This is a genomic window from Plantactinospora solaniradicis, from assembly GCF_042658085.1.
Lineage (GTDB): Bacteria > Actinomycetota > Actinomycetes > Mycobacteriales > Micromonosporaceae > Plantactinospora > Plantactinospora solaniradicis.
In genome coordinates this window covers 396,084-410,621 of record NZ_JBHSPR010000001.1, presented here as the reverse complement: position 1 = coordinate 410,621, position 14,538 = coordinate 396,084, and the positions used below count along the sequence as shown (strand labels likewise).

Sequence of the window (14,538 nt, the reverse complement as noted above, 5' to 3'; positions counted from 1 at the left end):
CGTGCCCGGGTGTCGCCTCAGCGGCCCGGCTCGTCCGGCTCAGTAGGCACCCGGTTGACGTCGACGTTTGCGCACCAGCAGCAGCACCAGCAGGGTGACCAGAAGCCCGAGGGCGACGAGCGCGGTGAGGGCGATCACCAGGACCGTCGAGCCGACGTTCGACCTGTCGTCCGGGTCCGGTGCTGCGTCGGCGTCAGGCCCGGTCGCTGTAGAACTGGGCGTGGCCCCTGTGCTCGCGCCGGCACTCCCCTCCAACGGCGGTACGTCTGCCGTCAGCGCGGCGACGAGGTCGACTACGCCATAGCCGTACTCCTCGTCCCGTCCGGGAGCACCCTTGTCGACAGCGGTCGCCGTGAGCCGATGTACGACTTCCTCCGCAGACAGATCCGGGAACTTACTCCGTACCAACGCAGCCGCCCCGGCAACGATGGCCGTTGAATCTGAAGTTCCGGTCCCCTTGCGATAACGTCCATCGACTGACGTGCTATAGATGTCAACACCTGGCGCGGTTATAGCCACTCTATCGCCTGTTACCGAGATCTCGGCATGCTCTCCTTTGCGGTCAGTTGCTCCAACCGCTAGAACCCCAGGGAATCCCGCAGGGAATCCTACTAAGAAGCTGCGGGGTCGGTTACCGACGCCAGCGACGACGATAATATTCGCCTCGATCGCAGCCTCTACCGCTGCTCGTAGGCGAGCGGTGCCGCCAGCGTTGGAGGAGATGCTTATTACGTCTACGCCCTTAGACGTTGCCCATTCGATTCCCTCAGCTAGGTCGTCAGCACTGCCTCCACTGCCCTTCTCGTCCTGAATGGGAACGATCTTGGCTTGTGGTGCGATGCCGAGGGCTCCGTTCGCGCCTCGACCATGTGCGGCGATGAGGCCGGCCATTCCGGTTCCGTGGCCGTTTGGATCGCCGTCCTGTCGTCCGTTGCCAGATCCGCCGGTATAAGTGACGGTACCTGTCAAGAGATTGTTGCGTAGGTCGGGGTGGGGATCGACCCCGGTGTCAATGACCGCGACGGTCACGCCAGCACCTTGGCTGATCTTGTGGGCTTCGGTGACCTTGAGGAAGCGCAGGTGCCATTGGTTATCACGAGCCTGATCAGCATGCGCCGGGACCGCAGGTAGAACGGCGACGGCCGTGGCACACAGGAGCGCCACGGCCGCGCGGGTCGTGCGAGAAGTCACCGGTTGTAGCCAATCGCCGGGCCAGGATCGATCCGACGATTGTCACGGCCCGGCATCATGACCGGTGCAACTCCCTCGTCGGTCTCCCAGGGGTTGTCCGGATCCCAGTGCTGGACGCCCTGCTCATCCTTGCTCTGATTGCCACCGCGTCCGCCCGGTCCCATCCCGAGGGTCTGGCCACTACCCATTGGACCCCGACCCATTCCGGAGCCTGGTCGCTGTCCGGCGCCGCCAAGTGGCGTCGTGCCCGCGTTTCCACCAGCACCGCCGATGACGCCGCCTACCGGATTGATCCGCCGGGCTGCTCCGGCTCCGGCGCCCGGCTGCCCCAATCCACCGCCAGGAGCACCCCCGATCATTCCGCCTGGAGGCATCGCCCGTGGCGTCATGCCAGCGTGGGGTCCAAATCCTGTCGCCTTGTTGAGGCCGGTGTTAGTTGATGAAATGGGATAGCCCCCGACCGGAGGCTTGGCTGCGGGCGGCAATCCGGGGGGTGCAATCGGGGGCGGCAGGCCAGGGCCGGTGGTAGGCGGAGGCGCGGGCGGTATGACGCTTGGAGGCGTCGGCGTGACTGGCGGAGGCGCTATCGGCGCCGTACTGCCGAGGATCGGACCGACACCAGACGGGGACGTCGTCGGGACGACGGTGTGGATGGCTGGGGTTGGCGAGGCCGTGTAGCTCGGGCCGCCACCGCCGGTCGAGATCGGCACGACCGGCGAAAGGACGGGTGGAGTGGAACCGCCCATCGCCTCGCTCCCGCCGCCACCTCCCGGGGGATCGTCGATTCCCCCTTTCTCGTTCCGGTACTTCGGTGGTTGCCGGAGTTGCATCTGGGCCGTGGCAAGCTCGCTGCTGAGCCCGTACATGATGTGGCGGGCCTGCCAGTTCAGATCCTCGAGATCGGCGTCAGTCGTCGGCGTCTGACCGGACGGCGGGCGTCCGTTGTTCGCCGCGACATCGGCGTCGTACCGCTGCTTGGCTTGCTTCTTGACCTGGTAGTCGTTGTAGACCTTCTCGAGGTTTCTACGCGATTCCCAGATCGCCTGAGTGACGCTCTTGAAGGTCTGGTGGTTGGCGACCGCCGTGTCGTGGACGCCCTGCACGGTCTCGATGAGGAAATCGAGCCGCGCAACGTACGCCCGCGAAGCCTCGCTCTTTTCTGGGGGCCATGCCTCGATCAGGCCCTCGCGGTACTGCTTGAGGCGCCACAGGTGCATCGAGCTCAGTTCCGACGTCTTCTGCCAGCCGCTGACATGCTGCCAGTGCGTGTCGGTCTGCTGGTTCGCGAGCTTCGGCCACATCTGGTCGACGTTCTGCCCGACCCAGTTGGTCGTGCCGGAGACTCCGCCGGTCCCGCCTCCGTCAAGCATCCGAACCCCCCGAGTTGTCCGTGCCGCCCTGCGGAGTCTGCGTCCCGGCTGGCGGCGGTGGCGCCGCGTTGGTCTGGTTCAAGGCGTTCTCGACGTCGCGTACCCGAGCCTGGGAGAACGCGTCAGCCTGGCCGTAGTTCTTGCTGACGGTCTCGGCGGCGGTCGCGAGGCCGCCCGTGCCGTCGCCGACCTCCCAAACCCGAGTGGAGGTGTCCTGTTGCACGGTCCGGTGTGCCTTCATGAACTCGAACAACTCCGGATAGTCAACCGGCCCAGGCAGGTCGGGCAGCATGTCCGACTGGACTTCCTCCATGTGCGGGACGTAGTTCTTCTGCACCTCAGCCGTCAGCTGCTTGGCGAACTCTTCCATCCGCTGGATGTCGGCCTCGATGGAGCCGCCATAGTCACGCAGCCACGCAGGGCCGCGGTCTTCCTCAGGTATCACGTCTTCTCCCCAGGTACTACGTACTGCCCCACGTCAAGGTTAGTGGGTCCGGGCCCGCGTGGGCAGCCCCGTTTGGTGGCCTTTAGGGCGGGTCAGTGGGGAAGGCCGGAGACCCGCCAGCCGTCACGGCCACTTCGGGCCAGCATGCCGGACACCGAACCGGGCCGGGCGCGTTGTGCCCAGGTTGACACGGGAGCCGGTCGGGCCGAAGTGGCCGGTCGGGCGCGAAGGAAGATGGCCCCGACCAGCGCGGCCAACTCTTCCGGGGTCGGAGCACCTCGGACCACCCGGAGCAGCCTCTCTTCGTCAGCCATGGGCTCGAGGGTACGTCGTCATCGGTTGGCGGACGTCTCAGATAGGCGTGCCGCAGGTGTGACTCAGGTTGCCGTTGGGTACCGTCCACGGGTGTCCAGTGCGCCCCCACAACTCATCGCTGACCGATACCGGCTTGTTGAGCCGCTAGGCCAGGGCGGGATGGGTCGTGTCTGGAAAGCACGCGACGAAGTCCTGCACCGGGACGTTGCGATCAAGGAGTTGGTCCCGCCGCCAGGCCTGACCGAGGACGAGCGTCGCGAAATGCGCGAGCGTTCGCTGCGCGAGGCCCGGGCGATTGCCCGGCTCAATCACGCGAACGTGGTCCGCGTCTTCGACGTGCTGCGTACGGACGGTGATCCCTGGATCGTCATGGAGTACATCCCCTCGCGTTCGCTACAGGATGTACTGGCATCTGACGGGCCGGTTTCCGCAACCCGGGCGGCCGAGATCGGGCTCGGGGTACTCGGCGCGTTGAACTCTGCGCACCGGGCCGGCGTGATGCATCGGGACGTGAAGCCTGGCAACGTGCTCCTCGGCGACGACGGTCGGGTCGTACTGACCGACTTCGGCTTGGCGACCGTGCCGGGTGACCCGAACGTGACCCGTACCGGCCTGGTGCTTGGTTCGCCCGCCTACATCGCACCCGAGCGGGCGCGGGACGGTACCGCCGGGCCCGAGGGTGACCTCTGGTCGCTGGGCGCGACGCTCTATGCCGCCGTGGAGGGGCAGTCGCCCTTCGCCCGGCCGTCCGCGATCGCGACCTTGGCCGCGCTGGCTACCGAGCCTCCGCCCGTGTCGCGCCGGGCCGGGCCGATGAAGGCGGTGCTCGCCGGACTGTTGCGCAAGGACCCGGCGCAGCGGATCACTGCGGATGTAGCGGAGCGACTACTCCGCCGCGCGTCCGGCCGGCGTCGAAGCCCCGGGATGTCACTGCTTGACGGCGTACGGCGACCCGGGCCGAACGGCCCGCGCGAACCGGGAGAGCCGCGCACGAGGATCGTGCCGTTGCCGGCGCCCCGCCCCGCTCAGGAGCAGCCTCCGGTTACCCAGCCGACGCCGTCTCCGGCTGCTCCGCCAGCGGCGGAGACGACGAAGTTGCCCAGCTCGTCGACCAGCGACGCCGAGGCACCGGCAGCACCGGAGTCGACGCCGACGGAGTCTGTGGCCGAATCCGCAACTCCGGACGTCGCTCCTGCGCCGGCCGAGCCGACTGTCGTCGTCGTACCCGGTGATGGTGACGAAGACGCCGAGCCGACGCCGGCTCTGGAGCCGACGGCGGTGCAGTCGACGCCTGGCGCGGCGCCGACCGAACTGGTCGTGCCCGCGGTACAGCCGGCGGGTCGGGCGACGGTCCCCGCCGAACGGGACACTGGGCACGACGATGACCAGCCCGGAAGTGGACCACTGGCCGCACTCACCGCCGGCAACCGCAGAGTGTGGTTGATCGGCGGGGTGGTCGTCCTGCTCCTGATCGCTCTCGTCGTGATCGTGCCCCTGGCCAACGGCGGCTCGGACAACGACCCCGGAGCCGCTCCGGGCAACAACCCCACCAGCCAGCCTGCGGGCACCCCGCCGCCTGCCACCACCGGCGCCCCGTCGCCCACACCGGCTCCGACGACCGCCGCGACGGCCCAGCCTTCTGCCACCCCCACTGGTCAACCTGCCTTGCCGCTACCCGCCGGCTGGATCATGCACAAGGATCCGACCAAGTTCTCTGTGCCGGTTCCCGCAGATTGGAAGATGACTCGGGAAAAGACGGGAGAGTCGGCGGATCAGGTCCGGGTCTGGTTCCGTGACCCGAACGGTCCGGGACAGTTGCTCATCGACCAGACGAACACACCCGAGGCCGATCCCGTAAAGGACTGGAAGAGCAAGGAAGACCACCGAAAGGCGAACACCGTCGACTACAAGCGGGTCGGGCAGATTCGCGCAGTGGACTACTGGGACAAGTGCGCGGACTGGGACTGGCTGGAGACCGTGGACGGCGTACGGGTCCACGTCCGGAACCGGGGCTTCGTCACCGCTCCTGACAAGGCGTACGCGATCCGCTGGGACACCGCCGAGGACGAATGGGACGCCAACCTTCCCAACTTCCAGCTCATCGCGGACGGCTTCCAACCCGCCCGGAGTTGACACGCATGACCCGCCATCCGTCGGGGTAGTGGTGATCTCGACGGAAGGAGGTACGACTGATGCGTTCCCGGCATCACGCGACGAAGCCGAGCATTGCACTGTGGATGGTGGTCGCCATCGGCGACCTGGCCCTGCTCGTCGCGAGCGTTGGCATGGTCGCGCTGGTCGCGCTCGCTAGCGTCGTTATCGTGGCCGTCGGTACGGTCGGCGGGTGGCTGTTGCTGCGACGAGGCATGGCGAACCGGAACATGGTGCCGGCCCGGATGGCGGTGCCGGTATCGGCCCGACCGAGGACCGGAGCCGCACGCCAGTATCGGTGAACCAGCTTGCGACGTTAGCGGCAGCCGGGTCAGTCATCAGCCGCGTAGGTGACGACGGGCCCCGCTGCCGCTAACTCGTCCACCCCCCATCGCGTCATGGTGGATGGTCGCTGGCGGTGCGTGGACGTGATCGAGGGGTCGCTCTACGATATCTACCACGATCACTCCAAGCGGGGGAGAAATGATGATTCGACGTGCGTCGAGAGGCGTCGCCGTTCTGGCCATCGGCTTCGGACTGCTGGCCGGGCCACTGGTCGCGCCGTCGTCGGCGGCACCGTGCCCGCCCGGTACGGAGTGGGATCCGATCCAGCGGATCTGCATCGTGATCGGCCCGGACCTCACCGTCCAGCCCTGATGCCGGCCCGTCCTCCCACCGGACCCGTCCGAGCCGGTGATCCGGCTCGCTGACGTCGGCATCCGTACGCCGGCCGCCCCTGACGGTCGGCGTACCGCCGGGCCTTGCCCGGACTGCTGACCTTCCGGGACGTCGGCGACCAGCCTGACGTGGGCTAGGCTCGCTCGCTGTGTCGATGGATGGACTGATAGACCTCTGGGACCGGCTTCTCGGGGCGCAACCGGATCCACCTCCGCTGCTGGTCCTGATCACCGGGCTGGTGGCGCTGACCGTGGTGCTGACCCGGCTGCCGTGGCGGATCGGGCGGAACGCCATCACGATCGCCCATGAGGGCGGACACGCACTGGCGGCGCTGCTCACCGGTCGCCGGCTACAGGGCATCCGGCTGCACTCGGACACCTCCGGGCTGACCCTCTCGGCGGGCCGGCCGACCGGTCCCGGGATGGTGTTCACGCTGCTGGCGGGCTATCTCGCCCCATCGTTGATCGGGCTTGCCGGCGCCTGGGTGCTCGGCGGAAACCGGATCACCCTGCTGCTCTGGGTGGCCGTCGCGCTGCTGCTCGCCATGCTGGTGATGATCCGCAACGTCTTCGGGATCATTTCGATCGTCGTCACCACCGCGGTCGTACTCGGGGTCTCGTGGGCGGCGTCGCCGCAGGTTCAGGCCGCGTTCGCGTACACCGGGGTGTGGTTCCTGCTGCTCGGTGGGGTACGGCCCGTGGGCGAGCTGCAGACGCTGCGTCGCCGCGGACAACTGCCGCAGTCGGATGCCGACCAGCTCGCCTGGCTCACCCGGGTACCGGGTCTGGTCTGGGTCGGGCTGTTCGGAGCGATCAACCTGATCGCGCTACTGGCCGGCGCGGCCCTGCTCACCGGACCGATACTCAATAGCGCGAACCTGCCCGGGTGAGCAGCGGGAAAGAGCGGGGACTGCGGGGGACAGCATGCGTTACGTGATCATCGGCGCCGGCGCGGTCGGCGGCACCATCGGCGTACGGCTGAGCGAGGCCGGCCACGACGTGACCCTGGTGGCCCGTGGACCGCACCTGGACGCTATCCGCGCGCACGGGCTGACCCTGACCACGCCCGACGGGGAGTACACCGCCCGGCTGCCCGCCATCGGAGACCCGGCGTCCGTTGGGACGGGATCCACCAGCGCGGCAGCGCCTGAACCGGCGGCTGGTGACGCCTCCTGGAACGGGCAGCCGGGACTACGGCTGACTCCGGACACCGTGCTGATCCTCGCCGTGAAGTCGCAGGACACCGAGGCGGCGCTGCGGAGCTGGGCAGACCTGCCCGTGGTCGGGGGCGGGACGGCCGGACAGCGGCTACCGCTGTTGACGGCGCAGAACGGAGTGGCGAACGAGCGGGCCGCCGCGCGACTCTTCGACCGCGTCTATCCGGTCACCGTCTGGCTGCCGGCGACGCACCTGGAACCGGGGCGGGTCGTCGCCAGCGGGCACCCGTACTCCGGCATGTTGCATCTCGGGGTCTTTCCGTCCGGTACGGACGAAACCGCCGACAAGATCGGTGCGGACCTGGTGGCCAGCCGGATCCTCGCGCCGGTCCGGGCCGATGCGATGCGATGGAAGTACGGAAAACTGCTCCGCAACCTCGGCAACGGGATCGAGGCGCTGTTCGGCCGGTCGACCGGCGCCGGCCCGGCGCCGCACGCCGACCTCTTCGAGGCGGTACGGGTGGAGGGCGAGGCCGTGCTGACGGCGGCCGGCATCTCGTACACCTCGGGCGCCGAGGAGGCGGCCGAACGCGGCGACCAGGTCCAGGCGGTCCCGGTGGGCGGGGGGCAGCGGCAGGGCGGCTCGACGTGGCAGAGCCTGGCCCGGGACGCGGGCTCGGCCGAGACGGACTACCTCAATGGCGAGATCGTGCTGCTGGGCCGGCTGCACAGGGTGCCGACGCCGGTCAACGCGGCGGTGCAGCGGGCGATGCGCCGGGCCGTACGTGAGCGGATACCGGCCGGTGGCTTCCCCAGGGCGGAGCTTGACGCACTGCTCGGTTGACGGTTCGGCGCAACGAACCCGGAGCACGGAAGCTCAACCCGTGCCCCGGGTTCGATGCTGTCCGGGGTCAGAGGTACATGCCGCCGAGGACGAGGCGGTTGTTCTGCCAGGAGTAGTTGGGGTTCTGGCCTGAGTTCCAGAAGACGACGACGTCGCCGTTGTCGCGTATCTGTACGAGGTCGTCGTTGCCGTCGTTGTTGAGGTCGCCGACGCGGACTTCGGAGGTGTCGTCCATCCCGCCGAGGACGAGGCGGTTGTTCTGCCAGGAGTAGTTGGGGTTCTGGCCCGAGTTCCAGAAGACGACGACGTCGCCGTTGTCGCGTACCTGTACGAGGTCGTCGCTGCCGTCGCTGTTGAAGTCACCGACTCGCCACTCGGTGGGATCGTTGGCGCCGCCGAGGACGAGGCGGTTGTTCTGCCAGGAGAAGTTGGGGTTCTGGCCGTTGTTCCAGAAGACGACGACGTCACCGTTGGGACGGATCTGGAGCAGATCGTCGATGCCGTCGCCGTTGAAGTCACCGAACTGCACCCGCCCCGCATCCGCCGCACCGGTGCCTCCGGTCCACCAACTGGTCTCCTTACGAGCGCCCGCCCAACTGAAGCTGAAGTGGATGTGGTCCGTGTGGCAGTCACCCGGGCTGCCGTCACACGGGTACGTCCGCCAGCCCTCGGACGCCCGGCTGGCAGTCCAGATCCGCTTGTTCCAGATGATGTACATGATGCCGAAACGCCGGGCCAGTGCGTTGGTGTTGCCGTAGCCGTCGGTGGCGAGGAGCCAGTTGGTGATCTCGTCGGCGCGGGCGCGCTGGGTGGCGTTGTTGACGTTCAGGTGGAAGTCGAGGGCCCGGCCCTCCTTGTGCTCGCTGACGCCGCCGGAACTGCACGCCCGGCCGATACCCCAGGTGTGCTGTCCATAGTGGCTGTTCAGCAGGTCCTTGAAGCCGACGACGCCCGGCTTGTTCGAGGGGTCGCAGGTGCTCTGACTGACGAGTGCGGCGTGCGCTTCGATGGCCCGGCCGAAGGAGGGAGTCGGTGGGGGCGCGGCGGCGGCCGGCGAGTCGGTCAGGGCCGTCGTACCGGCTGTGACGAACGCGACGGCCAGACCGAGGCTGATGATCGTACGAGTCGAACGGCCAACAGGTGCTGCTGTCATGTGTTCCGTCCGTTCAATCCCGGCGAAGGGGTGAGGGGTGCCGGAGGAACTCGGCGGTATCCGGCGACTCGAACGCGTGCGTGCTCCGTGTGACGGGCGTGGCCAGGGGGCGCGGGGGTTGGGGGAGCGCCCGAGGCGGTTGTCTTTGCCAGGAGAAGGTGGGGTTCTGGCCCGAGTTCCAAGCGACGACGATGTGTCCGACCCGCCATTGCCCAGGGTCGTTGGCGCCACCGAGGACGAGCCGGTTGTTCCGGCAAGAATAGTTCGGGTGCTGGCCGTGTTCCAGAAGACGACGACGTCACCATTGGGGCGGATCTGGAGCAGATCGCCGATACCGTCGCGTTGAAATCACGGATTGGCGGCGGGGCAGGTCAGCGTCCCGCCGCCGACCGCCGTCAGCGAGAACCTGCCGGCACGCTCAGAGCGGGATGTTGCCGTGCTTCTTCGGCGGCAGCGTCTCCCGCTTGGTACGCAGCACCCGCAGGGCCCGGACGATCTGGCCACGGGTCTCCGACGGCCGGATCACCGAGTCGACGTAGCCCCGCTCGGCCGCGATGTAGGGGTTGGCCAGGGCGTCCTCGTACTCCTCGATCTTCTCCGCCCGGACGGCGGCCGGATTCTCGGCGGCGGCCAGCTCGCCGCGGTAGAGGATGTTCACCGCACCCTGTGCGCCCATGACCGCGATTTGCGCAGTTGGCCACGCGAAGTTGAGGTCCGCGCCGAGGTGTTTGGAGCCCATCACGTCGTACGCTCCGCCGTACGCCTTCCGGGTGATCACGGTGACCTTCGGAACGGTGGCCTCGGCGTACGCGTAGATCAGCTTCGCGCCGCGCCGGATGATGCCGTCCCACTCCTGTCCGGTGCCGGGCAGGAACCCCGGAACGTCCACAAAGGTGAGTACCGGAATGTTGAAGGCGTCGCAGGTGCGGACGAACCGGGCCGCCTTCTCCGATGCGGCGATGTCCAGGCAGCCCGCGAAGTGCATCGGCTGGTTGGCCACCACCCCGACCGGCCGACCCTCGACCCGACCGTAGCCCACCACGATGTTCTGCGCGTAGAGCGGCTGCACCTCGAGGAAGTCGCCGTCGTCGAGCACGTGCTCGATCACCTGGTGCATGTCGTACGGCTGGTTCGCCGAATCCGGAATCAGGGTGTCCAACTGACGATCCGCGTCACTTATCGCGAGATCGGCCGGAGCGTCGAGCACCGGTGGCTCGTCGAGATTGTTCGCCGGCAGGTACGACAGCAGCGCCTTGACGTAGTCGATCGCGTCGTCCTCGTCGGTGGCGAGGTAGTGCGCGTTGCCGCTCTTGGTGTTGTGGGTCCGGGCCCCGCCCAACTCCTCCATCGCCACGTCCTCGCCGGTCACCGTCTTGATCACGTCGGGCCCGGTGATGAACATGTGCGAGGTCTGGTCGACCATCACGGTGAAGTCGGTTACCGCGGGAGAGTAGACCGCGCCGCCCGCGCAGGGGCCCATCACCAGCGAGATCTGCGGGATCACGCCAGAAGCACGGACATTTCGGAAGAAGATCTCGCCGTAGAGGCCGAGACTGACCACACCCTCCTGGATCCGGGCCCCGCCGGAGTCGTTGATGCCGATCACCGGGCAGCCGATCTTCATCGCCAGGTCCATCACCTTGACGATCTTCTCGCCGAAGACCTCGCCGAGGGAGCCGCCGAAGACCGTGAAGTCCTGGGCGAAGACGCACACCTGCCGGCCGTCGACCGTGCCGTACCCGGTCACCACCCCGTCCCCGTACGGGCGGGTGCGCTCCAGCCCGAAGCTGGTCGACCGGTGCCGGGCGAGTTCGTCCAGTTCGACGAAGGAGCCGGGATCGAGGAGCAGGTCGATCCGCTCGCGCGCGGTCTTCTTGCCCCGGGCGTGCTGCTTCTCCACACCCCGCGCCGATCCGGCGTGCACCGCCTCGTCCACCCGCCGGTCCAGGTCCGCCAGGCGACCGGCGGTGCTGTGGGGGTTGACCTCGGTGCTGCTCTCCTGCCCAGTCACGTCCGCGATCGTAACGACGGCCGGTGACCTCGGCGCCGCCGGTGGCGTACGGGGAGTGGCGTACCACCCGGCGGGGTTGTCGGTACGCCGGTGCCGAGCCCGTACGCTGGGCGGATGCCAGGGTCGCCGTACACCGATCTGGACCGCCCGCCGCTCGACGCGCGGCGGCTGGAACGGGCCCTGATCACCCCGGACGGCCTGTGGAAGCGGTTGGTCCTGCGCGTGGAGACCGGGTCCACCAACGCGGACGCGGCGGAGGCGGCGCGATCCGGCGAACCGGAGGGCCTGGTGATGGTCGCGGAGCGGCAGACCGCCGGGCGCGGGCGGCGCGGGCGATCCTGGGAGTCCCCGGCGCGGGCCGGAATCGCGGTCAGCGTGCTGCTCCGACCGGGCCTGGCCGACCCGGAGCGCGGCTGGCCGGCGGCGCCACCGCACCGGTACGGCTGGCTGCCGTTGCTGGCCGGTGTCGCGCTGGTGGAGACGGTCGACCTGCTCGCCGAGCTGGATTCAGCACTCAAGTGGCCCAACGACCTACTGGTCTGGTCGAACCCGAAACCGGACAGCGTGCCGGATTCGGTTCCGAGCGAGGCGAAATGCGCCGGCATCCTGGCCGAGGGGGTGGCCGGGACCGCCGGAGAGCCACCAGCGGTGGTGCTCGGAGTGGGGTTGAACGTGACGCTGCGGGCCGACGAACTGCCGGTCAACCCGACCGGCCTGCCCGCCACCTCGCTGCAACTGGCCGGTGCGGCGGCCACCGACCGGGACCCGCTGCTGCGGGCACTGCTGCGCGGGACCGCCCGCTGGTACGACCGCTGGCGTAGCGCCGGTGGCGACGCCCAGGCGTGTGGGCTGCACGAGGCCTACCTGCGGCACTGCGCGACCCTCGGTCGGGAGGTGCGGGTCCTGTTGCCGGGCGGAACCGACCTGGTCGGCACGGCGCGCACGATCGACCCGGACGGTCAACTGGTGCTCGACGCCGGGGCCGGAGAGCGCCGGATCGCCGCCGGTGACGTCCTGCACCTGCGCTGACCGTCCACCCCGCCACCCCACGACCCCACGACAGAGGCGGTCGGCACGACCGCTGGGTGAAGATTGGCATGACCGGCCGGTAAAGAGTCGATACCGGATGCCGCTTTCGTAGCGTGCAACCGCTACGGTCACCGGCGGACATTCGTGTTTGGACGAGGAGGTTGGGGTGGCTTTCCCTGAGGACGTGCTCACCCAGGACGAGCATGTCGTATCGCACCTGCACCCACACTGGAAGGCGCTGATCCGGCCGGTCGTGGTGCTGGTCCTGGCCATCGCCGCCGTGGTCGCCGGCCTCGTCTTCCTGCCGTCGACCGGTGCGGGGACCATCGGCGGCTGGGTGATCGCGGCGATCGCGCTGGTGCTGGTGGTGGTGTTCAGCGTCTGGCCGTACCTGGTGTGGCGGACCACACACTATTTGTTCACGAACGAGCGGGTGCTGTTGCAGCACGGCGTCTTCTCCCGCGACCGCCGGGACATCCCGTTGGGCCGGATCAACGACCACTCGATGAACCAGCGCTTCCTTGAGCGGCTGCTCGGCTGTGGCACGCTGACGATCGAGTCGGCCGGCGAGCGTGGGCAGTCGGTGCTGGTCGACATCCCGGACGTGGAGAAGGTGCAGACCACCCTGTACGAGCTGGTGGATGCCAACCACGACAAGCACTCGCTCGGCGACGGCGAGATGCGCGAGATGCTCGCCGACATGAGCGAGGGCAAGCCGCTGCGCGAGCAGCAGTCGAAGCAGGCGCAGCAGTCGAAGTAGGCACCGCCCAGGTGGCGTTCCGGACGCCGGCCCGAGCGATCGGGCCGGCGTGGACGGGTACCTGCTCAGCTGGCGGTGCCGGGCTCCCGCATGACGAACCAGCCACGGAAGCGGGTCCGCAGTACCTCACGTTCCGCCTGGTTCATCGCGCCCAACCGATCCATGCTGGCGCTGAACGTGACCGTGCCGAACCCGGGCCGGGCCGTGGACGGCTTGTTGGCCAGTACGACGAGCCGGACCGCGAGCCGGTCGCCGGGGCGTACCGGGGCCAGCCAGCGCAACTCCTCCAGGCCCGGTGAGGCGTCGCCGGCGGCCCGGGACAGCACGTGGTCGACGTAGGCGCGCATGAACAGGCTCACGGTGAAGAAGCCGCTGGCGATGAGGCCGCCGTGGTGGCTCTGCCGGGCCATCTCCTCGTCGACGTGGTACCACTGCGGGTCGAAGCGCCGGGCGAAGTCGAGCATCTCCTGCCGGTCGACGACGGTGACGCCGAGGTCGAACGACCGGCCCGGGGGCAGGTCCTCGAAGAACAACTCGGCGGTCGCACCGGTTCCCGAGCGCGACACGGTGAGGCTCAACGAGCCGAGGAACGCCGAGGGGCGGCGTTCAGCTCGGCGGCGAGTTCCGTCTCCAGCGCGACATCGATCGTCTCGGCGAACTGGACTTCGAGTGGCTGTCCGGCATCGGCGGCCGGTCCGGTCCCGGATCCCGCTCCCGCCGGTACGCCGTTCACGGCCGGTACGCCGTTGACGGCCGGTACGCCGTTGACGGCCGGTACGCCGTTGACGGCCGGTACGCCGGCTCCAGCCTGGCCGGTCGCCGTCTTCCGTTCCCGGTCGTGGCTGTCGTCGGACTCGGTCAGCTCGGTTACCGCCTCGACCAGTTCGGCCACCGGGTCCAGCTCGGCCAGGAACTCCCCGTCCGGCCGCTTGTCCGAGTCGGGCCAGGTCGTCGTCTTCACCGCCGTCGCGTTCGAGCTGGGGTCGAGCGACGTGGGCGGCGTGCTCCGGAAGACGAAGGTGCGGTACGACCAGAACCGGAAGATCGTGGCCAGCCCCACACCGACGGTCTTCGCGACGTTGAGCGCGAGGAGTCCGCTGATCCCGAGCCCGTACTTCGCGACCGCCAACACTCCCAGCTCGATGGCCAGGCCGGTGGCGTTGAACACGAAGAAGAGGAAGTATTCGCGCCGCATCGCCGATTTCGGCCGGTCGCGGTACGTCCAGTGCCGATTCAGCAAATAGGACGAGCAGGCGGCGACGACGGTGGCGATGACGTTCGCCTTCAGCTGCCCGTCGGCGAACACGGTGAGCGCGAGAGCGTTGAACACCGCGTAGTTGATGACGGCGTTCACGCCGCCCACGGCGCCGAATTTCAGCACCTCACGGAGGAGCCTCTGCCAGCGTTCAGGCAACAGACGGACGAAACGCATTCG

At 68.6% G+C, this 14,538-nt stretch carries 15 protein-coding genes; 7 read left to right on the top strand and 8 right to left on the bottom strand.

The genetic code is table 11. The features are described 5' to 3' along the window. Window positions 1–39: 39 nt before the first annotated feature. The 4 genes from mycP to ACFP2T_RS01860 form a co-directional block, all read right to left on the bottom strand. A complete protein-coding gene (gene mycP / locus ACFP2T_RS01875) occupies window positions 40–1,191 on the bottom strand; it encodes a type VII secretion-associated serine protease mycosin (RefSeq protein ID WP_377416551.1) in 1,152 nt (383 codons plus the stop codon). Next, the gene (locus ACFP2T_RS01870; RefSeq protein ID WP_377416549.1) at window positions 1,188–2,561 is read right to left on the bottom strand and encodes a hypothetical protein; all 1,374 of its coding nucleotides are present in this window, start codon (window positions 2,559–2,561) and stop codon (window positions 1,188–1,190) included. Before ACFP2T_RS01870 ends, mycP begins: the two co-directional genes overlap by 4 nt. After that, entirely contained in the window at window positions 2,554–3,006 is a 453-nt protein-coding gene (locus ACFP2T_RS01865) for a hypothetical protein (protein WP_377416547.1), read from the bottom strand. Before ACFP2T_RS01865 ends, ACFP2T_RS01870 begins: the two co-directional genes overlap by 8 nt. Before the next feature lie 92 nt (window positions 3,007–3,098). Next, on the bottom strand, window positions 3,099–3,320 hold the full coding sequence (locus tag ACFP2T_RS01860) for an acyl-CoA carboxylase subunit epsilon (protein WP_377416545.1): 222 nt from the start codon (window positions 3,318–3,320) through the stop codon (window positions 3,099–3,101). A gap of 91 nt (window positions 3,321–3,411) precedes the next feature. Here ACFP2T_RS01860 and ACFP2T_RS01855 point away from each other — a divergent pair, with 91 nt between their 5' ends. The 5 genes from ACFP2T_RS01855 to ACFP2T_RS01835 all read left to right on the top strand — a co-directional run bounded on the left by ACFP2T_RS01855 (window position 3,412) and on the right by ACFP2T_RS01835 (window position 8,150). Further along, complete coding sequence (locus tag ACFP2T_RS01855; protein ID WP_377416543.1) at window positions 3,412–5,454, top strand: protein kinase domain-containing protein; 2,043 nt, start codon at window positions 3,412–3,414, stop codon at window positions 5,452–5,454. Between the two features lie 59 nt (window positions 5,455–5,513). Next, window positions 5,514–5,774, top strand: a complete 261-nt coding sequence (locus tag ACFP2T_RS01850) for a hypothetical protein (protein WP_377416541.1) — start codon at window positions 5,514–5,516, stop codon at window positions 5,772–5,774. A gap of 184 nt (window positions 5,775–5,958) precedes the next feature. Next, a complete protein-coding gene (locus tag ACFP2T_RS01845; protein WP_377416539.1) occupies window positions 5,959–6,129 on the top strand; it encodes a hypothetical protein in 171 nt (56 codons plus the stop codon). 175 nt (window positions 6,130–6,304) lie between these two features. Then, the gene (locus ACFP2T_RS01840) at window positions 6,305–7,039 is read left to right on the top strand and encodes a M50 family metallopeptidase (protein WP_377416537.1); all 735 of its coding nucleotides are present in this window, start codon (window positions 6,305–6,307) and stop codon (window positions 7,037–7,039) included. Between the two features lie 34 nt (window positions 7,040–7,073). Then, window positions 7,074–8,150 carry a ketopantoate reductase family protein gene (locus ACFP2T_RS01835; RefSeq protein WP_377416535.1) on the top strand — a complete coding sequence of 359 codons (1,077 nt, stop codon included), beginning with the start codon at window positions 7,074–7,076 and terminating at the stop codon, window positions 8,148–8,150. Window positions 8,151–8,217: 67 nt separating this feature from the next. Here ACFP2T_RS01835 and ACFP2T_RS01830 read toward each other — a convergent pair whose 3' ends face one another. Both ACFP2T_RS01830 and ACFP2T_RS01825 read right to left on the bottom strand, forming a co-directional pair. After that, window positions 8,218–9,303, bottom strand: a complete 1,086-nt coding sequence (locus tag ACFP2T_RS01830; protein ID WP_377416533.1) for an FG-GAP repeat domain-containing protein — start codon at window positions 9,301–9,303, stop codon at window positions 8,218–8,220. 418 nt (window positions 9,304–9,721) lie between these two features. Beyond that, complete coding sequence (locus ACFP2T_RS01825) at window positions 9,722–11,314, bottom strand: acyl-CoA carboxylase subunit beta (protein ID WP_377416531.1); 1,593 nt, start codon at window positions 11,312–11,314, stop codon at window positions 9,722–9,724. A 114-nt stretch (window positions 11,315–11,428) separates the two neighbouring features. On the opposite strand from ACFP2T_RS01825, the gene ACFP2T_RS01820 reads away from it, so the two are divergent. Both ACFP2T_RS01820 and ACFP2T_RS01815 read left to right on the top strand, forming a co-directional pair. Further along, window positions 11,429–12,343 (top strand): biotin--[acetyl-CoA-carboxylase] ligase, encoded by a 915-nt coding sequence (locus tag ACFP2T_RS01820; RefSeq protein ID WP_377416529.1) that lies wholly within the window; start codon window positions 11,429–11,431, stop codon window positions 12,341–12,343. A 166-nt stretch (window positions 12,344–12,509) separates the two neighbouring features. Beyond that, window positions 12,510–13,103, top strand: coding sequence for a PH domain-containing protein (locus tag ACFP2T_RS01815; RefSeq protein WP_377416527.1), 594 nt, complete (start codon window positions 12,510–12,512; stop codon window positions 13,101–13,103). A gap of 65 nt (window positions 13,104–13,168) precedes the next feature. On the opposite strand, the gene ACFP2T_RS01810 is transcribed toward ACFP2T_RS01815, so the two are convergent. Next, window positions 13,169–13,669 (bottom strand): MaoC/PaaZ C-terminal domain-containing protein, encoded by a 501-nt coding sequence (locus ACFP2T_RS01810; RefSeq protein ID WP_377416525.1) that lies wholly within the window; start codon window positions 13,667–13,669, stop codon window positions 13,169–13,171. Between the two features lie 8 nt (window positions 13,670–13,677). Continuing rightward, complete coding sequence (locus ACFP2T_RS01805) at window positions 13,678–14,535, bottom strand: GtrA family protein (RefSeq protein ID WP_377416523.1); 858 nt, start codon at window positions 14,533–14,535, stop codon at window positions 13,678–13,680. Window positions 14,536–14,538 lie beyond the last annotated feature (3 nt).